The organism is Pseudoalteromonas sp. HM-SA03, from assembly GCF_002289345.1.
Classification (GTDB): Bacteria; Pseudomonadota; Gammaproteobacteria; order Enterobacterales; family Alteromonadaceae; genus Pseudoalteromonas.
Genome location: NZ_NSDG01000119.1, coordinates 54,103 through 76,113, shown reverse-complemented (window position 1 = coordinate 76,113; position 22,011 = coordinate 54,103). Strand labels below are relative to the sequence as shown.

21 protein-coding genes are annotated in these 22,011 nt (G+C 37.3%); 4 read left to right on the top strand and 17 right to left on the bottom strand.

The genetic code is table 11. The features are described from left to right. Positions 1 to 268 precede the first annotated feature (268 nt). Together CKO50_RS22885 and CKO50_RS22880 are read left to right on the top strand one after the other, a co-directional pair. Entirely contained in the window at positions 269 to 955 is a 687-nt protein-coding gene (locus CKO50_RS22885; RefSeq protein WP_095730057.1) for a hypothetical protein, read from the top strand. After that, positions 956 to 1,294, top strand: a complete 339-nt coding sequence (locus CKO50_RS22880) for a phosphotyrosine protein phosphatase (protein ID WP_095730056.1) — start codon at positions 956 to 958, stop codon at positions 1,292 to 1,294. A gap of 93 nt (positions 1,295 to 1,387) precedes the next feature. On the opposite strand, the gene CKO50_RS22875 is transcribed toward CKO50_RS22880, so the two are convergent. Continuing rightward, on the bottom strand, positions 1,388 to 2,791 hold the full coding sequence (locus CKO50_RS22875; RefSeq protein ID WP_095730055.1) for a UvrD-helicase domain-containing protein: 1,404 nt from the start codon (positions 2,789 to 2,791) through the stop codon (positions 1,388 to 1,390). Between the two features lie 2 nt (positions 2,792 to 2,793). After that, positions 2,794 to 4,491 carry an ATP-dependent endonuclease gene (locus CKO50_RS22870; RefSeq protein WP_095730054.1) on the bottom strand — a complete coding sequence of 566 codons (1,698 nt, stop codon included), beginning with the start codon at positions 4,489 to 4,491 and terminating at the stop codon, positions 2,794 to 2,796. Positions 4,492 to 4,832: 341 nt separating this feature from the next. Here CKO50_RS22870 and CKO50_RS22865 point away from each other — a divergent pair, with 341 nt between their 5' ends. Next, positions 4,833 to 6,353: an ISNCY family transposase gene (locus CKO50_RS22865; protein ID WP_095730053.1), complete on the top strand. Its 1,521-nt coding sequence runs from the start codon at positions 4,833 to 4,835 to the stop codon at positions 6,351 to 6,353. Between the two features lie 96 nt (positions 6,354 to 6,449). Here CKO50_RS22865 and CKO50_RS22860 read toward each other — a convergent pair whose 3' ends face one another. Genes CKO50_RS22860 through CKO50_RS22825 form a run of 8 tightly spaced genes read right to left on the bottom strand, consistent with a single transcriptional unit; the run spans position 6,450 to position 14,761 of the window. Then, on the bottom strand, positions 6,450 to 6,923 hold the full coding sequence (locus tag CKO50_RS22860; protein ID WP_095730052.1) for a hypothetical protein: 474 nt from the start codon (positions 6,921 to 6,923) through the stop codon (positions 6,450 to 6,452). Then, positions 6,923 to 7,204 (bottom strand): hypothetical protein, encoded by a 282-nt coding sequence (locus tag CKO50_RS24995; protein WP_095730051.1) that lies wholly within the window; start codon positions 7,202 to 7,204, stop codon positions 6,923 to 6,925. The genes CKO50_RS22860 and CKO50_RS24995 overlap by 1 nt, the downstream gene beginning before the upstream one ends. A 26-nt stretch (positions 7,205 to 7,230) precedes the next feature. Next, complete coding sequence (locus tag CKO50_RS22850; protein ID WP_095730050.1) at positions 7,231 to 7,674, bottom strand: hypothetical protein; 444 nt, start codon at positions 7,672 to 7,674, stop codon at positions 7,231 to 7,233. Positions 7,675 to 7,677: 3 nt separating this feature from the next. After that, positions 7,678 to 8,163: a TIR domain-containing protein gene (locus tag CKO50_RS22845; protein ID WP_095730049.1), complete on the bottom strand. Its 486-nt coding sequence runs from the start codon at positions 8,161 to 8,163 to the stop codon at positions 7,678 to 7,680. 12 nt (positions 8,164 to 8,175) lie between these two features. Beyond that, complete coding sequence (locus tag CKO50_RS22840; protein WP_095730048.1) at positions 8,176 to 8,703, bottom strand: toll/interleukin-1 receptor domain-containing protein; 528 nt, start codon at positions 8,701 to 8,703, stop codon at positions 8,176 to 8,178. A 25-nt stretch (positions 8,704 to 8,728) separates the two neighbouring features. Further along, positions 8,729 to 11,815: a type I restriction endonuclease subunit R gene (locus CKO50_RS22835; RefSeq protein ID WP_095730047.1), complete on the bottom strand. Its 3,087-nt coding sequence runs from the start codon at positions 11,813 to 11,815 to the stop codon at positions 8,729 to 8,731. Between the two features lie 35 nt (positions 11,816 to 11,850). Continuing rightward, the gene (locus tag CKO50_RS22830) at positions 11,851 to 13,206 is read right to left on the bottom strand and encodes a restriction endonuclease subunit S (protein ID WP_095730046.1); all 1,356 of its coding nucleotides are present in this window, start codon (positions 13,204 to 13,206) and stop codon (positions 11,851 to 11,853) included. Further along, positions 13,196 to 14,761, bottom strand: coding sequence for a type I restriction-modification system subunit M (locus tag CKO50_RS22825; protein WP_095730045.1), 1,566 nt, complete (start codon positions 14,759 to 14,761; stop codon positions 13,196 to 13,198). Before CKO50_RS22825 ends, CKO50_RS22830 begins: the two co-directional genes overlap by 11 nt. A gap of 180 nt (positions 14,762 to 14,941) precedes the next feature. Here CKO50_RS22825 and CKO50_RS24140 point away from each other — a divergent pair, with 180 nt between their 5' ends. Then, positions 14,942 to 15,106, top strand: a complete 165-nt coding sequence (locus tag CKO50_RS24140) for a hypothetical protein (RefSeq protein ID WP_176474736.1) — start codon at positions 14,942 to 14,944, stop codon at positions 15,104 to 15,106. Positions 15,107 to 15,506: 400 nt separating this feature from the next. Here the strand turns inward: CKO50_RS24140 and CKO50_RS22820 are convergent, their stop codons facing one another. The 7 genes from CKO50_RS22820 to CKO50_RS22790 all read right to left on the bottom strand — a co-directional run bounded on the left by CKO50_RS22820 (position 15,507) and on the right by CKO50_RS22790 (position 22,011). Beyond that, positions 15,507 to 15,905 carry a hypothetical protein gene (locus tag CKO50_RS22820; RefSeq protein WP_095730044.1) on the bottom strand — a complete coding sequence of 133 codons (399 nt, stop codon included), beginning with the start codon at positions 15,903 to 15,905 and terminating at the stop codon, positions 15,507 to 15,509. An 89-nt stretch (positions 15,906 to 15,994) separates the two neighbouring features. Continuing rightward, positions 15,995 to 16,342 carry a hypothetical protein gene (locus CKO50_RS22815; RefSeq protein WP_095730043.1) on the bottom strand — a complete coding sequence of 116 codons (348 nt, stop codon included), beginning with the start codon at positions 16,340 to 16,342 and terminating at the stop codon, positions 15,995 to 15,997. 33 nt (positions 16,343 to 16,375) lie between these two features. Then, entirely contained in the window at positions 16,376 to 16,765 is a 390-nt protein-coding gene (locus CKO50_RS24135; protein WP_176474735.1) for a hypothetical protein, read from the bottom strand. Next, the gene (locus tag CKO50_RS22805) at positions 16,765 to 17,409 is read right to left on the bottom strand and encodes a hypothetical protein (RefSeq protein WP_095730042.1); all 645 of its coding nucleotides are present in this window, start codon (positions 17,407 to 17,409) and stop codon (positions 16,765 to 16,767) included. Before CKO50_RS22805 ends, CKO50_RS24135 begins: the two co-directional genes overlap by 1 nt. Before the next feature lie 171 nt (positions 17,410 to 17,580). Next, the gene (locus CKO50_RS22800; RefSeq protein ID WP_095730041.1) at positions 17,581 to 18,009 is read right to left on the bottom strand and encodes a hypothetical protein; all 429 of its coding nucleotides are present in this window, start codon (positions 18,007 to 18,009) and stop codon (positions 17,581 to 17,583) included. Then, complete coding sequence (locus tag CKO50_RS22795; RefSeq protein WP_095730040.1) at positions 18,009 to 20,096, bottom strand: site-specific integrase; 2,088 nt, start codon at positions 20,094 to 20,096, stop codon at positions 18,009 to 18,011. The genes CKO50_RS22800 and CKO50_RS22795 overlap by 1 nt, the downstream gene beginning before the upstream one ends. Beyond that, a complete protein-coding gene (locus tag CKO50_RS22790) occupies positions 20,089 to 22,011 on the bottom strand; it encodes a hypothetical protein (protein WP_095730039.1) in 1,923 nt (640 codons plus the stop codon). Before CKO50_RS22790 ends, CKO50_RS22795 begins: the two co-directional genes overlap by 8 nt.

Below are 22,011 nucleotides of genomic sequence, written 5' to 3'. Positions count from 1 at the left end.
ACTCCTTTCCCATACCACCAAATTGCTAATTTACATTTTCGCAACTAAGCAGTTAATTCCATCCTGTAAATACTATTTTTAATAATTGAACATTTTTTATATTTAATTCTAATTGGTCTTAAATTTACTAACTTCAATAAAATTAGAATGTTATGTTCCAGAATGTTTAGCCTGTTCAAAGTCAGTGCTCATTGTGTATTATTTACTTTATAAAACAATTAGTTATAGTAAACCCCTATAACGTGATAATAAACAATATGATTAATGCATGACAAACAGTAGCATTGCGGTAGAGCCGTCCTCTATTGCTAATTTTGAAAAGTCTAAAAACGACCTTAACAACCATGTTGAATACCATAACTCAACACTTTCTCACGCTGATTTAAAAATGCCGCCAAATTCACGAGGGTACGTAATTCTTGGCAATGCTTTAGGATCAGGCGAACAGCTTTTAATAAATCAAATAATAAATAAAATCCCTCCATTTATTAAAGTTTTCATTTGCTATCAAAATGAATTTTTAGCTTGCCCTAGTTTTATTCGTGAAAATTACCCTAGTCCCATCGAACAGATGGTTTCAATAGATGAGTTAGTTAACGTGAAAGGCGGTATCATAAATCTCGACTGGACAGAGCCATCCAACCTTAAGAATTTATTGCACGAAGTCGGTTTAGTGGGAGCAAGTTGTATAGTGATTTTTGCGAGTGGTTCAAACGCAGGTTCAAAATTGAAAAAACAAATAAAATTAGTTTCACATTTATGCCAAAAACTATTTGTTGCTGTGAACATCCATGATCGTGAATCATTTTATTCAGCAAAGAGGCTAGCTAATGATCAAGAAATATCGAGATTAAGCTTTGGATGTTGGCAAAAAATTGAATTAGACGAAGGCTATCAGCATAACTTTAAAATTTTTTCAGCAAATGAATTCAATGAATATTTTGCAGGACGTTAGATGAACATATTATTTCTATGTACAGCTAATGTTCAGCGCAGTAAAACCGCTGAAGAACTTTTTCTAGCGATTGATAAGTCGAACAATTATAAATCAGCAGGTTTAAGTGAAAAATATGTAAGCAAGGCAGGCACAAGTCTTTGTAGCGCAGAGTTGTTAGACTGGGCTGACAAAATCTATGTCTTTGAGAAAAAACATATAGACAGAATCAGAAAACATACTGGCGAAAAAAATCTTCATAAAATTTCTAATTTGGACATTGAAGACAAATATCAGTATTTTCAAAGAGAATTAGTATTATTGTTGCTAGAAAGGTTACAAATAAACTTAACAAAATAACTTAACACATTAAATGCAAGCTTCCTCTATCGGCCATAAAGCATATCCTAAGATAAGGACCTAAAATACCTGAATTTCCAGTTGAAGCCTTATTTACTCATAAGGCTTCAACTCAGAACATTTGGTAATCACCACCAACTTTTTCCGGCATCGAGTCAAAGCCACATATAAATGTTTAGGAGAGTTAAATTTGTGAGCATCAAGGATTACAACAACATCGAATTCTAAACCTTTAGTTAGCAAAGTTGTTCCAATATGCCTACCTTCAACTTTCCTGCCAGCTCTCCTTATATTGTTCCTTTGTTCCCTCATGCCCTCTAGCACAGAAATACCATTCAGCGAGGAAATTTCAATAGCTTTCAAAAGTGACTTAAACAGCTCCTTTCTTGGACAATTCACGTTAGGGAGTTTTTCTATCTCGCCTAGAATTTCTCCTACGGAATTTACAGAATTACACCCGTCAATTAAATCCAATACCGCCAAAACACGCTCTTTAGAATCTTTATCTTTTTTATTTTTAAAGCCATTATCATTGAACCAGTCATTTAATCCTTTTTTACTAAACAACTTGTACGCGAGATCTCGTATCTCCAAAACGAGTTTATTTCTATCAAGCAAATCAATTGATTTCGCTAAACTATAAAAATCCCTATCATCAATGCTCTCAATAGAGCGAATATCTTTAAACCTTTTAGAGAAGTTTATCCTAGGAGCCTTATTCATCGAGTCAGGATGTATAACCAACAAGCTCTCTTCACGTCGCACTGCATTAAGGGTTCGGAAATATTCTGACCGAAAATCATATAAGTCTTGCTCTTTTGCAACGACAACATCAATTGAATCAGTGAAATCAGAAAGATTTATATGCTCATCTTTTTCAAGCTTCAGCCTGATCCTTGCTAGGGCCTCCCCAAGGTCATTAGCACCAACTTGGTTCCATCTATGAGGAACATCCAGCGGAGGAAAAACTTTAAAATCAGAAAGATCATCATCAAAATCGACTAATTCGCCATTGAAATCAAAAATTCCTTGTAGGGGATCACCTAGAATCCTAGTTGGAAAGCACTTCATCATTTCCCTAAGCATCAAGTGCTGTTCACGCGAACAATCTTGATACTCATCTACAAACATTCCTGAGTACGAGGATCGCAAAACCCTTCTTATCGTCGAATTCGAAAGGATTGATGTCGCTTCCCTGATGATAAAAGGATAATAATTAGTGGTGTCTTCTTGCTGCGGCTTTTCATCACCTATATAGAAAGAATCCACATACTTTTGAGCGAAACTAGTAATGGTTTCTACAGAGTATTTGCTGGAAAGAATACCAACATCTTTCAGTTTCTGTTTTATCGAAGCAACCCCTGCATGAGTATGCGTCAACACCAAGCTCTTTCCTTCAGCATATTGAAGACATCGCGATAACGTATAGGTTTTTCCATACCCAGCAGGAGATATGAGCAGCGCTTTCTCACTATTTATGAATGTTCCATAATCCATATCTAGTCAATCCATTCAGCCAGCCCATTTAATGCCTGATACAGCCTTGTATCTGTTATTTCATCAAAATACTTAAATATTACCTGACCTAGCATCTCACCATGACCGACACTCTTGAACCATTCTTTCTTTTTAACAACGGAGGCTTTAGCAAGAGCTTTCCTCATTGCCTCATTATCGGCCTGTTGCCAATTTTCAGGAAAGTCTCCCTCGTATTTTGCCTTTACAGCATCAGTCAGAGCAGCTTCTGTCTTTCCATGAACCTTAGCGACATATTCAAGCAATTCATTGATAGCATTCCACGGAAGATCATTAAAAGCTTGATCCTCAAATGAGTTTCTTTCGCTAGTATCAAAGATCACCACTTCTTCAGCAACTAATTCATCTTTAGAAGGTTTTAAGTCATCATCAACATCAGAATCACACAAGACAGATACCTTTAGCCCAGCTTGTCGGGTCTTTAAAGCCCTTTCGGTAAAAGAATGCCCTGTACCATCAACATATGCACAGTCACTAAAAGATATAGGCCCTTTACCTTGTTGGCGCCTATAAGCATCTAAAGCCCTACATACCCCGACCTCTGTTGCTCCCTCACACACAATAACTTTTCGCGAGAAGAACGCTTCTGGACACGCCCTAATAACACCTTGTAATGCACTATCATCAAGATCTAAAAACTCAGTTCTAATATCTCCAGTGTCCCGATTGCCATTTACAACCAAAAGATCTTTAGCTTCCAGCTCTGTTGCTACCTCACGAGAGTGAGTAGTAATGAATACTTGTCCTTTATTGTCATCTTTAAGTGTTCTAGCCACTTGCCTTATCCTATCAGGCTCAAGCCCTTGCTCAATTTCATCTATTAACGCAATTCCACCATCTCTTGAAATTGCTGTTTGAATAGCCATAGACGCAAGACGTTTAGAGCCTTTCCCCATCAAGCGAAAAGGAACATCATCTTTGTGAAGGCTTACTTTCCCTTCTTTAACGCTAACATCTTTAAAATCGAGAGTTGTCTGTATTCCATCCAAATTCAACCCTAAGCTCGCAGCCTGATTTTTAATGGCTGCCATCACTCCACTAAAGTGAGCATAATCTGCTTTATCTATTTTTTCTTTAGCTTCACGGATTGCATCTAGAACAACCTTTTCTTTACCAGCTTCAACTTCATGCATTTTTAGAAGCGAATTAAGTGGATTTCCTTTATTCCACGAAAAATGACTATCAATAAAATCTGAAATCATAAAACAGTTAAGTTTCGAGCGATCACCAGCGGTAATTTCAGCCTCTTGCTCTCTTCTGCCGTTAACGATGGTCCATTTAGGCTCTAAATCAGTACCTACAGTCAACTTAATTGTTAGTACATGTACGTCCCCAGCGGTAATTTCATCAGTAACAATCCCAGTGTCACGACAAAGTGTTCTAATCCATAACCCGTACTTGTGTTCAGAAATTAAACTTTCAGGAACATACGCAATAGAAGCAATTATCTCGATAGGCTGTTCAGAATTAAGTTTATAAAAGTCCGTATCATAAAAAGGAAGGTTCCATGCAGGAGAAAGAACTGATTTAATAGCTTCAAGGATAGTAGTTTTACCGCTATCCCCTCGACCAACAAGGCAAACAACATCACGATCAAATCTCTGGACGAAGGAATGAATCCCCCGGTAATTATGTATTTCAAGCTCAACAATTTTTGCCATTTCATTTCCCTATAGAAATATTAACCAGTGGTGTTAAAAAGAAGTTCCCTTTAAAGTTAGGCTTGAGTCGATAGAGAACGTTTCCCAAACTAACATACGGTATTTCGATTGTCAGTTTTTAGCTCATAACTGCCTGTCAGGTTAATTCCAAACCTATTCATAAAAACTGTAAGATCAGATATGAGCTACTACACTTAAAGCTGTTAACACCAAGCGGCTTTGTCGTATCTTAATTACCAAGCGATTCTGTCGTAATCGCTAATTACCAAGGAAATTTGTCGGTCACTTTTTTACGTGTCTGTTAGTGTTTTGTTTTTGGAATACTAGAAGGCATGTTGAGGATGATTGTGATGGATTCTAAAGCTCAACTCACCGTTGATATCATAGCTAAAGTGGTTGAAGGCAGGATAACAATTGCCAATGCTGCTAAGTTACTCAGTAAGTCTCGACGCACTATTGAACGCTACGTAAAGCAATATCAGCAAGTCGGTATTCAATTCGCTGTTCATGGTAACAGTGGCAAAGCCCCACCCAACAAAACGCCGGTATCAATAAAAAAAGCGGTTCAAAAATTGATTCAGGAAAAATATTACGATTTGAATCTGTTGCACTTGGCTGAACAATTAGCTACGAATGAGAACATTGTTATTAAGCGTGAAACCCTTCGCAGTTGGGCACATGATATTCATCACGTTAAACGAGCCAAACGAAGACGTAGCAATGTTCGAAAGCGCAGAGAGCGGATGGAAGCACCGGGTCTAATGATGCAAATGGATGGCAGTCCACATCGCTGGTTTGGGGATAAAAAGCACTGTTTAATTGCCATGATTGATGATGCGACCAGTGAAGTATATGCTGAGTTCTTCCCGTCAGAGACCACCGTTGGATGCCTGAAAGTCATGAGAGAATGTATCGAAACGAAAGGTGTGTTTAAAACGCTTTATGTGGACAGAGCCGGTATCTTCGGCGGCCCTAAACGCTGCAACTTCTCACAGATGCAGAGGGCTTGTGAGGAGCTGGGCATTGAAATCATCTTTGCCAATTCACCCCAAGGCAAAGGCCGTATTGAGCGAGCATTCGATACCTTCCAAGACCGTCTTGTTCCCGAGCTTAGGTTGAACAATATTAACGATATTGCCGCTGCCAATGCCTACCTTAAGCATGTCTTCATTCCGCAGTTCTGGCAGTCGAAAGTTCAAGTGAAATCAAAGCAAGTACCTGAATTTACGCCTCTGTCGAAACACATCAACCTTGATGATATCTGCGTCATTAAAGACCATCGTAAAATACGTAACGACCATACCTTCAGTTATGGCAACAAGTTCTACCTAATAGATTCACCGCTCAAGCACTCCATTGCCAATCAGAAAATCGAGATAAGGAACACGAGTAAAAAAGGGTTTACCGCTCACTTCGCTGGTCGCAAACTCAAGATCTCGGAAGTTAATGAACCAAGCAAACTGGCATCAGAAGACTTGGCAGTACAGAAGAAACTTGAAGTATTAGCGTTAATCGAAAAACTCGGAAGCGTCAGCGCTGCATCACGCCAAAGTGGCGTATCACGAGACACTATTCATCGGCACTTAAGACTGGTTAAGCAAGGTGGCCCTGAAGCATTAAAACGCCAAGAAACACCTAATCTACGGCACAAAAACTGTGTGGATAAGGCGATAGAAGACGCCGTTGTGCAATTCTCAATTGAACACCCTCACCTTGGTCAGCAGAAAGTCGCGATAAAGCTCAGTGAAGCCCTAGGTGTTGATATTAGCGCGGGCGGTGTGCGCAGCATGTGGCTAAGAAACAATATGAATACCACCGCATTGCGAGTCGAAAAATCTAATGCTCTGGCTGAATCGGCATAAAAGGTAGCCAGTTTAGCAACTGGCTGATATGCTATTTACGACAAAGTCGCTCGGTAATTAGACCGACATAATCCCTTGGTAATCACACTACTACACTTAAAGCGTAGGATATGACAACTTTTCGTTATGATGTTGAGCATCGTCTTCCCATATGAGGCGAACAACATGTTTACGTTTTGTCTGCGCATGAACAGAGGCCATCAATTCGACTGATTGATGCTTTTCTAGACTTTCCATTGGAAACTTATCATTCAGTTCAGAATCAACAATTAACTCATTTCCTTCTGGAAATTCAATTTTTACATTTCTAGCTGTAGCAGAGCCTTTGTTCCATATTTTTAAACGATATTTACTGCTGCCCAATTTAATGAAAGATGCCCCTAGGTCAGCTCTTTTTTCTCTTACTGCATCTTCATTTTCTTTTTCCAAAAGTAGGTTATTAAGCTTTTCTTGGCTTTCAACAAGCGTTTTTTGTTTCTTGTTAAAGCTAACTGTTTGCCAAGTGGCATAGCCTGATAACAAAAATGCCAAACCAGCAATAATATCTCCCGCATCAATAGTCAAAGACATTACTTAAACCTTATATTTTTGTTACCAGAGAATGCTTTTCTAAGCGATTTACGAATTTCGTCAGTGAAATCTTTAGTAACTTCTTTCTTTATTTCTGAAAGATGTTCGTCAATATTTTCGCTATTCTCGTGGATTAGTTCATCTTTATTAAATGTTCTCTCGCATGAAGCACAAGTCATTATCTGAATTGTTTCGTCTACACCTTCATCATATGAAAAATCAGGACATCCACACGTTGGGCACAATAATCTTATTGTTCTGTTATATTTTTCAGGGTTCATCCAATACCTCCAATTTAAATAAAGAGTTATCCCAGCGCCACCATCTTAGTTATCGCTATTAGAGCAATCAATGATAAGTAGAACCCCCATACTGAAAAAGATTTACATGCCTCTATTTGCAACTTATTAATATCGCCAGAAGGATTTACTGAAAATAGATCAGCCTCTTTAAGCTTTTTTTTATGCACTTTTGAAATAAATTCGTTGTACGAATTTCTAAACGCTTTTTCTAAAGCCAAGTAGTAAGCATCCAATGCACCAAATACAAAGGTAGGGAGTAATGCTATCCATGCATATTCTGGCTTTCCTTTATCAGCTACAATTACTAACACTGCTGAAACTAGAGTAACGCACCAAGCCTTACAACTGCCACTATTGGCAGACATTCTTTGAATCACATTTTGTATAATATTTAGATGAGCCTGAATTGATACTGATTCTGGTTCTATATTGATATATTCATCAGGCATGTATTAATTCCTTTTATTCGCAATAGCTGAATTTATCCATCCACGAATATTGGCTGCAATATCAGCGTATGCAGTGATAGGATTTGGATCATAACAAGGAATTACAGAAGATAATCGGCTTCCATCGTTGAAAGTAAAGTTGTCAAAAGGGTTAGCACCCTTCCTCGATGTACCACTTCTTGGACATCTAAGATTGTGAATATAAATACCTAGTAATGCTTTGCCATCCTCCCAAGCTTTTTTGATTTCATACTCAACCCAAGGGCGTGTCGATGTATCAGAACCTATCAGCACGATGACACAGCGTTTGTATTTCATGTTATTGTCAATCCAAGTTTTGACTGCACTGTCACCCGTTCTTTTTAATCGTTCCCATTCATTAGGAGTTGTTGGCGAGTTCCCTTCAATGGAACCGATATTCCTAACTTGCTGCACGCGCATTACGTCATTATTAAAGTGGAAACTGTAAAATACTGGTATTTTCGCCATATTAATTGCCCTTTAAATATATTTAATCCATTTACCTTTATCTGTCCCAGCTTCGAAAACACCAAACATATCTAGTCCAGTTAGTTGATGTGTGCCTTCATCTAAACGCTTATATAGTTGAAGATATTCATTCCCATACCAACTGCCGTTATCTTCCATTGTGGGGACAATTATTATGTTTTCATAACCCTTTAACTGATCAGCAACTCCGATCTCCCACGGACACCAACGAGAACGTGTTGAGTTGTTAGTCGCTAAAAAGAAAAATAAATCACTTTCATTAATTTTATTTTTTATTTGATCTGCTGTGGCCTTGTTCGGTTCGCTGGGCATAGTTGAATCTTCCCAGTCTATGTAAAGCTCTAAGCCCTGTTCCTTAAGAAAAATTTGAAGTCCTTTTGCTAACTCTTGATCAAGATGACTATGACATAAAAACGCAGTTTTTAACTTCTTGTCTGAAGCTTCGTTAAACGATTTTGCAATAGCAACACTACCGGACCGCTTGGCTGCCTGTTTAAGCTCTCTAATTTTTATTGTCATCGTTTTGCATCCTTTCAATACGAGCCTAAGCCATCACCTCAGCCTGCCTTAATATCGCCTCAACAGCTTCGGCTTGTTGATCAGGCGGATAGCCTGTGCGCTTAAGAATTTTTTTAATATTTCTACGCATTTTTGAGCGAAGATTAGGACGCTTTTCCCAATCCGGCTGCGAACTACTTCTAATTTCTTGAACTAGTGCTTTAGCAATTAAAACGATATCTTCGTCTTTCATTGCTTCCTTAGCCGTTTCATTCTCAAGCAGTGCATCATAGAAGGCCAACTCTTCTTTCGTTAGCCCAATTTCTTCACCACGATCTGCTGATTCTCTAAGTTCTTTAGCCAACCTAATCAGTTCTTCAATTACTTGGCTTGTATGCACTGCTTTGTTTTTATATTTAGCAACAGAAGCTGACAACATATCCATGAACGATCTTTGGCTAGCTGCATTCTTCGCTGTTCTGACTCTTATCTCGTCTTCAATAAGCTTTTGCAGCATTTCAACGGCTAAGTTCTTATGCTCCATCTTTTTAACGTCATCTAAAAATTGATCGTCTAAAATGCTTATTTCTGGCTTATTAAGGCCAGCAGACTTAAATACATCAACAACTTCACCCGTCACAATAGCTTTAGACACAACCTGTCTCAAGGCGTGTTGGACGGTATCTGCATCAAGCTTTTTCTTAGCCATCGTTGATTTTTTTATTGCCGCTCTAACCGTTTCAAAGAAAGCGACTTCTTCTTTATAATCATTAGCTTCATCATGAGTGCTACACAAGCTAAACGCTTTGCTTAACGCCAATACAGCCCGGTCAAAGCGTTTCTTACCATCATCACCTTTAAGAACATGGTTCATCGCCCCAGCTAATAACTTCAACGTACTTTTCTCGAAGTCTGAGTAGTCAAAACCATGCATAATGCTGCGGCATACATCTAGTTTCGTTTTAAATACTGACATAGCTTCGTCAATATCTACTGTTGGTCTCCCTTTACCATCATTAGCGGTATAATTTGCTAATGCATTTTTAAGGTCTTCTGCAATACCTAAATAATCAACAATCAAACCGCCTTCTTTATCTCTAAATACTCGGTTAACACGAGCAATAGATTGCATGAGGTTGTGGCCTTTAAGTGGCTTGTCGATATACATGGTGTTAAGACAAGGTGCATCAAACCCGGTTAGCCACATGTCACAAACAATAATTAGCTTGAGATCGCTATCAGGATCACGAACTCGCTCTGCAATCTTTCTTTGTATAGGCTTTTTATGGATATGCTCTTGAAATGATTGTTTATCAGATGAGCTACCCGTCATAATGACTTTCATTGAGCCTTTTTGTGGATCTTCATCATGCCAATCAGGACGAAGTTTTCTTATAGCATCATAAACTTTCACACAAGCTTCACGACTAATACAAACCATCATGGCCTTACTAAGCATGACTTCTTCACGTTTTTCAAAATGCTGAATAAAGTCTGTTGCTAATGTCTCAATTCGTTTATCTTCAGTAACTAGGGCTTCGAGCGCAGCATTTTTTGACTTCAATCGACTTTGATCAAATTCATCATATCCATCTGTCGCATCATAAACTTCATCTTCGATATCTTCTTCATTCACTAGTGAACTAAGATCTATCTTAATTAAGCGACTCTCGTAATATAGTGGCTTAGTTGCTTCATCTTTTTGTGCTTGTTCAATATCGTAAATTGAAACGTAAGAGCCAAATACATGCTGAGTATCTTTATCTTCAGTTTCTATTGGCGTACCTGTAAAACCAATGAAGCCTGCATTTGGTAATGCAGTACGAAGGTGATGGGCATAGCCGTATTTCATTTGACCTGTTTTTTGGTCAACTCTCGCTTTCATACCATATTGAGAACGATGCGCTTCATCAGCACCAACGATTATATTGTGGCGATTTGACAATGCCTTAAATTCAGTTTCACCTTTCTTTGGTTGAAACTTCTGCATTGTGGTGAAGAATATACCACCTGCTGGTTTATTATTTAGATGCAGATGGATATCGTCTCTATCCATACACTGAATAGGTTTTTGCCTTAATAAATCTTCACTTGCTAAGAAGGTTTCAAAAAGCTGATCGTCTAGGTCGTTTCTATCAGTTACGATAACGATTGTAGGGTTTTCTAGCTCAGGCGTAGCCATTAGCTTCGCACTGTAATAAACCATTGATAATGATTTACCAGAGCCTTGTGTATGCCAGAAAACACCACAGCGTTGATCGCCATCTGGCCTTGTTGCCTTAACAGTATTGACTACTGCATCTCGAACACCGTGGAATTGGTGATAGCCAGCTTGTTTTTTAATGAATGAATCTTTAGTTGCTTCATAGGTCACGAAGAATTGAAGGTAATCGAGCAGTAAATCTTTATCAAAGAAACCACGGATCATTACTTCAAGCTCTAGCATGGTCTCTGTATCGTCTTTTGAGCCATCAATAGTACGCCAGTGCATGAATCGTTCACGATCTGCCGTTAGAGAGCCTATACGCGCTACTGTGCCATCAGAGATGATCATTGCCTCATTACATACAAAGAGGTCTTTAATCGTGTTCTTGTACGTTTGAAGCTGGTTATACGCTGCCCACACATCAGCATCTTCGTCTTTTGGATTCTTAAGCTCGATTACTGATATGGGTAAACCGTTGATGAAAACAACAATGTCAGGTCTGCGATTATCTTTTTCACCGTGGGTTACACCATCAACAGAATACTGCTGAACGGCTAACCAGTCGTTGTTATATTTGTTTTTGAAGTCAATGAGGTAAACGCGATCACCAACAAGTTCGCCTTTATCATTATGATATTCAACCTGAATGCCTTCGATTAATTGACGATGAAATGTTTTGTTAGCAACAGCAGTATTGGCGTGATACTGCCTTAACTTCGTTATGGCATCCTCACGAGCCGACTCAGGTATCCCTGAGTTAATGTCTTCTATTGCTTTTCTGAGTCTGCCTAGCAGCATGACTTCACTTAGCGAATCACGCTCTGGTGATGCACTCGTTGGGTCTATTTTAGAACCATGAAGAATTTGATAGCCGATGCTATCAAACCACTCCATACATTCTGTTTCTAAATGATCTTCGTTTACCATTTTTACACCTTATTATTTTTTTATTTCCCTGTGCGTTAACTCGCTTCTTCGAGTAGTTCCTCTGCTTTTTGAATTGTAATCTTGCCTGAGATTAAATGAGGTAGTAGTTTATCTCTTACTTTCATCAATGTTTTAGCCTGAGTTAAACATAGATTGCTACGTTCAATTAATGGTCCAAATATATCATTACCTTTTGAAATTAATTCTTCTAGATTTGGAACAACTACTTTAGCTTGAGATAAATGCTCTCTTTTTATGTGCCCCATAGTAGTAGCTTTATCGGCTGCGATACGAATAAACTCTGCCAAATGTCTATTTACCCACATTGAGTAGAACCACTTTGGATAATCTTCAGATGTTACTTTAAACAAGTGCTGATTTAATACACCGGGACCATGACTCCAAAAGCATGTTGTTAATGAACCTGACCAAGAAAATAAAAAATCACCATCTTGAATTATGTACTTCGGATCGACGCTAGGAGATGCTTCATTCGTTTTTTCTTGATAGCCAGCTCTCATCTCAGCAATCTTAATTACTGGTAATGGTGTCTCTCCATCTTTTGGTTGATGTTTTTGGCAGGCCAATCCATTAAGAAAATGTGCAATTTCATCTAAACTCTTAACTTCCCACCCCTTCGGAATCATCCCTAGCTCTGACTCTTCAAGCTCGTTTGGGAACAAAGCTTGAATCTCAGGTGAAAGCCCATCAAATGGTAAGTCCTCTGCGTTAGCTTTAACGGGATCGAAATTAACAAACCATGATTTAAAGATACGTTGGGCGATCTTTTCTAATGTTGCGTTCATTAAAAGATTCGTCGATATTTTTTGGTTAAAGTTATCTATAACTTTTGAGATATCATTTTGAACATCCACTGGGGGCAGAACAATTGGTAATTTCCGCTGTGCTGTTATTCCTAAGTATGATCTGGTAGAACCGTCCCCTGCCCAAAGTTTAAATAATGCTTGAAATTTTGGACTATCGAAATAAGTTTTTAAATAAATGGGATTTAATTTTTCAAAATCTTTAACTCTATAATAAGTAACTTGAGGAGTTAAAAGAACTAAATCGTGATTATGCTCCTGCAAAATGGCTGTACGGCCAATAGTGGCCTTATGAGAAAGTAAAACGTCACCTGCTTTCGCAAATCCTTTTTTAAGGGTTTTAGCTTGCTCGATTGTTATTTTTTTACATCCTTTAAAATCTATCTCTCCATTTTCCATATCAGAAGCCATGACAAATGGAATACCATTATCTACATAATCTTTTGATTTTGGATGAATATTTCCATGATTACCATCAAGGGGCTTTTCTATGATTCCCTTTTCTATTAGACTTTCTACGGTCCAGACACTCCAACCATCTGGGATATCTAAATCATCAAACGTCATACCCAACCTCCTTCAAAGAGGCTTTAATCTCAACATCAAGTTTAACTGACTTAACTATTTGACCAGACAAAGCTTCTGTTAATAATGCCATTTCTTCTTCAAATTCGGCTTCATCTTCTTCAACTTCGGCTGCACCAACGTAACGTCCCGGAGATAAGTTGTAGCCTTGAGCTGCAATATCTTCTTTATCTACAGCTTTACAAAAACCCGGAATGCATTCGTAGGTTTTATCAGTTTCGCCTGTTTCAGCCCAAGCATGGTAGGTTTCAGCGATTTTTTTAATATCTTCATCATCAAATACACGTTGAGCTGCTGTTTCTAAACGCCCTAAGTGTCGCGCATCAATGAATAGTGTTTTACCTTTATGCTTCTTGTTTTTATTCAAGAAGAATAAGCATGACGGGATTTGAGTATTGATAAATAGTTTTGGCGGCAAAGCGACCATACACTCAACTAAATCATCTTCAACGATACCAGCTCTAATAACGTTTTCATTGCTGTTATTCGAAGTCATAGCACCATTCGCCATAACGATACCAGCTTTACCTTTATCGTTAAGGTGATGGATCATGTGTTGAATCCATGCATAGTTAGCATTGCCGTTAGATGGCTCACCATATTTCCAACGAACATCGCCACGAACCTTCTCAGCGCCCCAATCATCTTGGTTGAACGGTGGATTCGCCATACAATAATCGGCTCTTAAATCTTTGTGTAAGTCATTTAAAAGGGTATCACCGTTTGATTCGCCTAAGTCGAAGTCGATGCCACGGATGATCAAGTTCATCGCAGCCAGCTTCCATGTGGTGTGAGTGTATTCCTGACCGTATACTGAAATGTCACCGCGTTGACCACCATGCGATTCCATGAACTTTTCAGACCATACAACCATACCTGCCGAACCGATGGCTGGCTCATATAACTGGCCTTTATGTGGTGCGACTATCTCAACAAGTACTTTCACGATTGAGTCAACAGTGTAGAACGCACCAGCGCCTTTACCTTCTGCTAATGCAAACTTACCTAAGAAGTACTCGTAAGCTTGCCCTAGTACGTCAGCCGCTTTGTGATCTTTGCTATTGAAGCCAATTTTTGAGAATAATTCGATTAACTCACCGAATTTGGCAGGAGGAAGCTTTAATAGACTGAAGCCTCGGTATAGCAAGCCTTTAACTTTAGGGTTAGATTTTTCGATTTCACCCATTGCTTCATCAAGGATCTTAGCAATGTTGGTATCTTTAGCTTGCTTGGCGACATGTTCCCAGCGAGCATTTTCAGGAACCCAAAATACGTTTTCAGCGTTGTATTCATCACGATCATTAATAATCGCTAGGCGGTCTTCTTCATCTTCTTCGTAATAATCTTCATTATTTGGATCTGCTGTCCACTGCTTTAAGTTTTCTTGCATTTCAACGAAAGAATCTGAAACGTATTTTAAGAAAAGAAGACCTAAAACGGGATGCTTGTATTCGCCCGGTTCTAATGCACCGCGCAGTTTAACGGCTGATTGCCAAAGCATTTCGAAGAAATCTTTACCGCCTATATTTTTTACCATAAGAAACTTTACCTTTTGTTTGTGCTATGACATTAAATCCGATTTAATCTTATTAAGTCACAGTAACTTAAATTCTTTTTTACTGCCAATTACATTACAAAATTAATCTTGTTATGTCAAGTGATGTTATGTAACATAACAAATATATTTAATAAAATTAATAATATTGGAGATCTTATTATGGCTGTTGGTAAATCAGGTCGCGTAGTTGTCGAAATTGACCCTGAACTAAAAGAGCAATTGCATAAAGCAATAAAGATGCAGGGCAAGACTTTAAAAGAGTGGTTTGAAGAAAAGGTTAAGCAAGACTTTCCAAATTTAAAGTCGAGTGCCGATAAAGAGTAAAACTATCTCGGAATTAAATGTTACGTGGTAACAGTAATTTTAATTCAGAAACTTTTATAAGTATGAATAAATTCAATTAATGGTTAGGGCTGTATAAAAACCATAGCAAAATTGAAGCTTGGCTCCAAAAGGCCAAGCGAGGAATGATAATAACATTTAATGTTACCACTTAACGCTAATTGTTATGCAAGCTCGTGATAATGTTGTGGCTACTCAAAAACTTTATAGTTTCTTTATACTCTTCAGCAGAAATCATAACAGCAACACGTTTACCATCTTCCATAATTTGAACATGCTCATTGTGTATTTTAGATAGCATTTCATCAAAAGTATTTTTCAACATCTCGAACATCTAAAGTTTTCATTATTCCCCCATTTAATTATTGTTAGTAGGTAACATTTAATTTGATTCTTTATCATTTTTATCAATCTCTACGTCAACACGCATAAATGCTTTATCATCTATAAATGCCACTTCACCAACCTTAAGTTCTTCTAGTTCGGGAGGTAGCCTACTGACATTTTCATGAGCCAATGTTACACCTTTAAACTTCCTATCTGTTCTATCTTTTCTAGCCACAATTGCACTCGCTTTAATAGTTTTATTCACATGCTTAGAAGACTGATGAGGTAATGCGACAACCGAATCACAGTTATTGCAAACAGACACTAATACATTCTCAACCATAGCTGATTTATCACTTAGTGCTACGTCACGTTTCATAAATGTAGTCTCAACAACACATTCGCATTTATGACATATTGCTTTGCTATTATCACCAGATTTAACAGTTTTCATATCGAATTAAATCATATTGTTACTTAGTAAAATTAAATAGCACAAAGGCTGTGAATTGAAACTTTAATACTCAGATTGTGACCTCAAGATTATTTTGATTCAGCTAAATCAAGAGATACGGCTAGCGCATACTGTTCATCCGTCTGTTTAGAGTAGATATCGCCACGATGGATGTCATAGAAACTAGCAAAGTCAGGAAGATCCGATACGATGTTATTGCCCCATTTTCCTTTGTGAATAATATTGCTAGAGCCTAAATGTCTAAGTAATTTATGAACTTCAGAACTTAAAGATACTTCTTCAATAACTTTATTTTTTTCGTCACCGTATTCACATATATGAGTCGTGTCACCTTCTTCAACAAGTGCTTGAAAAGGGTTTCTTAAAAGTTCTTTTAAATCTTCAAATGTTAATTGTCTAACTTCTTTTCTTGTCATAATCACTCCAATATTTATTGTTATGTGGTAATACTAATTAATGCTCGAACAATTAAGTTCGTGTTTAAGCTTTTGAACAGCTCTAACCTTGTTAAACGACTGATACTTTTCTTTGTTATAGCTAGCAGTTTTCCCCGTAGGCTTATGAGTAACTGTAACGCCTTTCTGAGCGTTTCCTAGTATGTCATGAGGTGATACACATGTATCAAACTGTAAATCCTGTGCTTTCACATTCATTGATTTCAATAAGCCTAAGTACTCCATTTCATCAGCATCGCAGTTTATGTGAGCTTCACAACGATAAAAGATAGCTTTCCTGATATGGCCCGGTGCAGAATTCAGTGGTGGTGTGATTACCTCTGTTCTGACATCAATATGTTCCTTATGACAAGCAGAGCATTCTTCATCTTTAGGGTTAGTCATTATTTATTACTCATCATGAGTTTATCTTCTTTAATTTTTACCAAAGCCTCATCAAGACTATCAACTCGTAATGCTGCACAAATATTTTCTATCTGTAAGTAGTCACGCTTCAATTGAAGTGGCAGGTCATTCCAAGTTTTTGCATTCAAGGAGTCTTTTAAAATTTTAAGATCTAAATAAGCATCTTCACTAAATTCAATTTGTCTCGACCATCTGTTATTTTTTTTATACGCTTGCTGTCTTAAACGATTGTTATAACGTCTCCATAACTGTTCTGGAAGCTTTTCGATCACAGATTGAAATTCTTTAATATCCTCATCCTCAAATGCGGCTACTTTAGCCTCGACTTCTTCGATTCTTTTCTTTATTTCAGATTCACTTAAATTAGAACCTTTAAGTTCCATTATTCTGCTTTCTGCTTCAGAAGCACTTATTAAAAATTTAGATTTCTTAACAGTTGTCTCTGCTATTTTTTCATGAAAGTTTTCAAAAAAATCAGTAAAGAATTTTTCCTCTTCAGAATCTAATACGCTGAAGAGTTTTTCAAAGTACTCTTTGTTAAGATAAATATCTTCAAGCATATTGATGATTTTATCTTCACTCATCTGGCGTGCTGGGCGACCACGTTTGCTACTACTATTCATGGGTATTCCTTATTAAAATTTGCCAAAGCATTATAGTCGATCATTTATCGTTACCAAGTAACTTTAATAGAAATAACGTTACTATTTACCACTAATTGAAATGACTTATTAAGAGAAGCATTAAAATTTCAAATATTGATAGATTAAAAATCATTATCGGTAATTGTACTTTTAGTGCTTTGATATGTTTTGTATATGGGCTACCTTTCCGCTGTTTAATTCCAGATTTTCTTGTTCAAGCTCTCTACAGCGCTCTACTAGTTTTAAGTTGTCAGCCATCATGATATGAAGCTTGTTGGTAAGCTCTTTTATTTGAGCTTTGTCTTTTTCCTTCTGTTTCTGTAGTTGTTCATTTAGTTGCTCAATAACACTTTTAGTAGGTTTACGTTTAACTGAAGATTTATGCTCTTCAAGTCTATTTACTATTGATTTGAATTTGTTTCTTTCTGGTTTGATATAGCCTTTACTAACATTTCCAGCCTCGCGCTCTATCAGACCATAAGTGATATCACCGTAGCTATCAACTTCAATTATCTTTGGTTCACGATTAATTAGGCGATCAAGAGCTTCTTCGCAAGATTTGAGCTTATCTACTGCCATTAAACTATCTCTTCTGATTCTGAAGGTTTTCTATTCATTCTGTGTTCTCTGTATTTTAAGAGTGCGTCTAGATTTGCTTTAGTTATCTGGTACTCTCCTGATCCTTCCTCATATAAAGCTAGCTCTTCTTGGGTATATTTGATCTCTCTATCAACTTTACTTTCTTTAATGATTGCTCCTTCACACGGCAAACAACTTGTGAAATCACCTAGCATAAAACTGTCACAATCACCGACTTTGGTACAACCACCTAGCAGGGTTTCTCTATACGCGAACTCCCCTTTTTCCACTTTCATAGCTGTTTCAGTTCTTACGCTGTCAATAAGCACTTCACCCTTTCGGAGTTGTTCATTTTGTCTTTCTATGTATGAGCCGGTTTTTCCATATAGCGGTTCTTCACTACCAAGAATATCGTTGAGTACATGGTCAGCCATATTAAAAGGAATACCTGTACGGAATTCATGAATTATGTGTTCAGGAGGTAATAGGTACTTACCAGTCTTTTCATCAAAATAACCAAATATAGATTCAGCTTTTTCAAAATTATTGCTGTAATAGCGTGACATTGCTCTTGTAATGTGTTTCAACTGTGACTTGAGAGAAGCTTCTGATACAAATCCAGCATTACTGGCATAATAAGCCAATGAGCGCCTAAATTGATGACTGTGAAGATGCCAAACGTTACCTATTTGATACTTTTTTTCTAATAAAAAGTCCCTTTCATCATCACTATTATTTAACTCCTTGAAATCTAATTCGGTTATGAGAAGACCTTTGAGCCAAGATGGTTTATGTTTCGTCTTAAAGGTTACGGGAGTGCCATCATAGGTTTTATTTAATTTCAGAATTGAAGAAGATACAAACAACCAATCATCTTTAAGTTGTAAGTTATGTAATTCACTTAAACCTTTGTGGATTCGTTCCAATACTGAGACAGCCATTTTCACTTCTTTTGGCGCAAACCAAGAAACTTTTATTCTTTGGCCTGTAAACTTGGTAGTTGATGAAACTACCTCCACGATTTTAGCTTTGTCTATTACTTTACCATCTTGGTCTTTTACTTCTTTTGATGCAATTGTCTCATTAATTGCATTAGGCTTCATGCGCTGTACTTCCTGATTACGCATTCCAGTGTAATAGTGAAGCGCTAATTTACAAAGATACTGTATTTTAGTTAGTTGTAATTGGAGACTATTACGGTTTAATACTTTGTACTCACCGCTAAATAGCTTATCCAAACCATGTTCCTTGATCGCTTGAGGCATATCTGACCGCCAAAAAGCCTTACCACCGACACCTTGAGACTTTTGTCTTTCATGGCTTAACCCATAAAATGGATCTTTTAACTTAGTAAGGAACTTAGGTAGCTCTTTAGAGTGTTCGAATATGTGTTTAATACTGCTTTCTAAATGATCTCCAATCAACATATAAATGCGCTGTGGAATAATAACTGTTTGATCATTATCCAATCGCTCAATATCAACATCTACTATCCCTGAAACATCAAACTTTAGTATTGGCTCCCCAAGATAGAATAGACCACCAACTAATGCTTTCGCTTTATTATTAAATGAAGGTTTCTGATGTTTTATAACAAATGCTGTGAACAATCGCTCATCTGAAAACAAATCTTTTAATGTCACTTTATCAAGGGATAATGTATTACTTAAGCTAAAGCAGTATTTAGCCGCTTTAGATAAAACAATGTAATAATTATACAACGTGCTGACAGCAAGCATTCCAGTATGTCCAGCAGGTCTTGAATACATCAGGTGAAACAGAATGTTTTTCATTTCCGAAATAATTACGCTTTTCTGTGGTGAAGAATTGTCTTCAGAAATCGTTTCAAAGTTGAAAGTACTTATCTTATCTGCACTTAAACGATAAGGGTTAAAGTCCCATTTGTTTTCACCATACATGGCCGTAACATTGTTATTTTCATCTCTACACAATACAAAATCATGCGGTACGTCAAGCTCTTCTGATTTGTTAAATGTTAATGAATCCGGGGCTAGCGCCCCTATTAACTCATCTTCGTTAAAGCAAGTACTTTCAAGAGTTATGAGGTTTTTAGTCGAATTAGGCACTAGCAATTATCCCCATCCGTTCATATTGGTCTAATCTGCGCTCCCAAAACGTAGTTAATACCCCATTTACCATCACTTTTTTCTCTATTTTATTTATCATGACTTGGTGGACTTCAGACTTATCTGCCATTGATTTCAAAATTTCCTTCGCACGAATAGCGAGTATCTGAAAAGTTTTTTCAGCATGAGCAAAGTTAGTTGATTCATCTCTTACTAATTCTATAACAAACAGAAGACTATAGAGTTTATGAGCATCCTCTTCGTCTGCATGACAACTATACTTTGTGCAAAAAAGACATCCATATGGGTTTTTGCAATCAGGTTCAATTGGAGGATTGTCTATTTCAGATTCTGGCTCACCTTCTTCAACACAGTGACCCGTTGTGATGTTTTTATTTTCCTTACCAATTAAATCAAGATGCTGTCGTGCTTTTTTAACTGCATCCCAATGCGCTTGAAATTCTTCAGCTTGTCTTTCAGGCGTGGTTTCTGTGTAATCTGATGCATTAGTGTTTTCGGTATGATTAAGAACAGACGCTCTCGTTTCTATACTAACTTTTAGCTCACTAAGTATGAGGTTTTTATATTTACGTGCAGGGCACGAAGTAATATCCCCGAAATCTTTTGGAACATAGACACCTTTGATTCTATCAAAATATCTATAGAAATTTCGTCCTGATCCAACCTGCCTAAAAACTAATGACCTCTCTTTACGCTCATTTTGTTTATGAATTACACTAAAGAATAAATACTTACATTTAGTACCATTCAAAATCCAACTGCGTAGATCAAGATATTCTTTAAATAGCGCATACCCGTAGCTATCACCCAAACTATAGGAAACTTCTCTTCCCCTAGCCCGAAACTTAATCGCCCTAAAATCATTCTTGAAACTGTCTTTTTCTAACACAAATGAGTCTGAGTACTCTAGTTGCTTAACTTCTGTTGGTTGCGCTCCCGTCAAAAGGATAAATATTTTCATATAAGCTTGCATACTCAAGGTTGCAAAATCGATTCGCCTTTCATGCCTCTTATTTCTATTTTTTTCCTCAAAATTGGAAACGGACGCATCATAATCTGATTTCAGTCCCCCTTTTACAGTCCCTTTCCATTCATCAAACGTTGCTAAACGCCCTTCTTCAAAGTTGTAAATATTTTGTTGTTTCGATGTGTATGGTGTTTTTAGGTTTCCACCATGAGAATGAAATACGAATGTTTCATAATCTGGCATTTTAAGCTTTATGGGGAAATCGTTTTCTTCAACTACAAATGATTTAAGTTGTCTTGCTAAAGCTATTGTCGTTTTAATATATTGGTTAAAATGCTGCTCTTTAGGTGGCTTAGATGGATTTCTCAGGTATTTAATTCTATTGATCCGCTCTAAGATATAAGTCGATTGCTCTCTGCTAAAACATAACGCAATTAGTGATGCAAAAGTCCTTTGTAAAATTGCGCCTTTATTGTTAGAAATTTTACCTATTTTGATTTGATGTCGCCATTCAATACTTAATGCCTTGTATGCGAAACGGCATTTTTCAGGGTTCTCCATAAATTCTGAACACCCAAATTGGTCACACTCATCAACGACAGATTTAACATCATTTAATTTAGTAAGCCTAGAATAATCGGTATATTTACTGCTTGATATGTGATCAAATATATTAATCAACATATCTCGCCTTTCTTTCCTAAATGAATTTAAAATAACCGGAGTAGGTTCTTCAGCATCCTTCCACGTTATTGATGAGAACCGTCTTCTAATATAGCTTAAGCTGCCAATGTCGAAAGGAGCTTTTCTTACAGAATCATCAAACTTAATTCTTACATTTTCAGGATGTTCAATATCCTCTCTCAACTGTGCGGGAGTTAGTGAAACTGTCTCTCGGACAACCATATTTTCTTCGTTTACCGACAC

What these genes read in the sequence shown, in the direction of transcription:
- CKO50_RS22885 (WP_095730057.1), top strand. Translation starts at nt 269, where the DNA reads ATGACAAACAGTAGCATTGCGGTAGAGCCGTCCTCTATTGCTAATTTT.
- CKO50_RS22880 (WP_095730056.1), top strand. Translation starts at nt 956, where the DNA reads ATGAACATATTATTTCTATGTACAGCTAATGTTCAGCGCAGTAAAACC.
- CKO50_RS22875 (WP_095730055.1), bottom strand. Translation starts at nt 2,791, where the DNA reads ATGGATTATGGAACATTCATAAATAGTGAGAAAGCGCTGCTCATATCT.
- CKO50_RS22870 (WP_095730054.1), bottom strand. Translation starts at nt 4,491, where the DNA reads ATGGCAAAAATTGTTGAGCTTGAAATACATAATTACCGGGGGATTCAT.
- CKO50_RS22865 (WP_095730053.1), top strand. Translation starts at nt 4,833, where the DNA reads ATGATTGTGATGGATTCTAAAGCTCAACTCACCGTTGATATCATAGCT.
- CKO50_RS22860 (WP_095730052.1), bottom strand. Translation starts at nt 6,923, where the DNA reads ATGTCTTTGACTATTGATGCGGGAGATATTATTGCTGGTTTGGCATTT.
- CKO50_RS24995 (WP_095730051.1), bottom strand. Translation starts at nt 7,204, where the DNA reads ATGAACCCTGAAAAATATAACAGAACAATAAGATTATTGTGCCCAACG.
- CKO50_RS22850 (WP_095730050.1), bottom strand. Translation starts at nt 7,674, where the DNA reads ATGCCTGATGAATATATCAATATAGAACCAGAATCAGTATCAATTCAG.
- CKO50_RS22845 (WP_095730049.1), bottom strand. Translation starts at nt 8,163, where the DNA reads ATGGCGAAAATACCAGTATTTTACAGTTTCCACTTTAATAATGACGTA.
- CKO50_RS22840 (WP_095730048.1), bottom strand. Translation starts at nt 8,703, where the DNA reads ATGACAATAAAAATTAGAGAGCTTAAACAGGCAGCCAAGCGGTCCGGT.
- CKO50_RS22835 (WP_095730047.1), bottom strand. Translation starts at nt 11,815, where the DNA reads ATGGTAAACGAAGATCATTTAGAAACAGAATGTATGGAGTGGTTTGAT.
- CKO50_RS22830 (WP_095730046.1), bottom strand. Translation starts at nt 13,206, where the DNA reads ATGACGTTTGATGATTTAGATATCCCAGATGGTTGGAGTGTCTGGACC.
- CKO50_RS22825 (WP_095730045.1), bottom strand. Translation starts at nt 14,761, where the DNA reads ATGGTAAAAAATATAGGCGGTAAAGATTTCTTCGAAATGCTTTGGCAA.
- CKO50_RS24140 (WP_176474736.1), top strand. Translation starts at nt 14,942, where the DNA reads ATGGCTGTTGGTAAATCAGGTCGCGTAGTTGTCGAAATTGACCCTGAA.
- CKO50_RS22820 (WP_095730044.1), bottom strand. Translation starts at nt 15,905, where the DNA reads ATGAAAACTGTTAAATCTGGTGATAATAGCAAAGCAATATGTCATAAA.
- CKO50_RS22815 (WP_095730043.1), bottom strand. Translation starts at nt 16,342, where the DNA reads ATGACAAGAAAAGAAGTTAGACAATTAACATTTGAAGATTTAAAAGAA.
- CKO50_RS24135 (WP_176474735.1), bottom strand. Translation starts at nt 16,765, where the DNA reads ATGACTAACCCTAAAGATGAAGAATGCTCTGCTTGTCATAAGGAACAT.
- CKO50_RS22805 (WP_095730042.1), bottom strand. Translation starts at nt 17,409, where the DNA reads ATGAATAGTAGTAGCAAACGTGGTCGCCCAGCACGCCAGATGAGTGAA.
- CKO50_RS22800 (WP_095730041.1), bottom strand. Translation starts at nt 18,009, where the DNA reads ATGGCAGTAGATAAGCTCAAATCTTGCGAAGAAGCTCTTGATCGCCTA.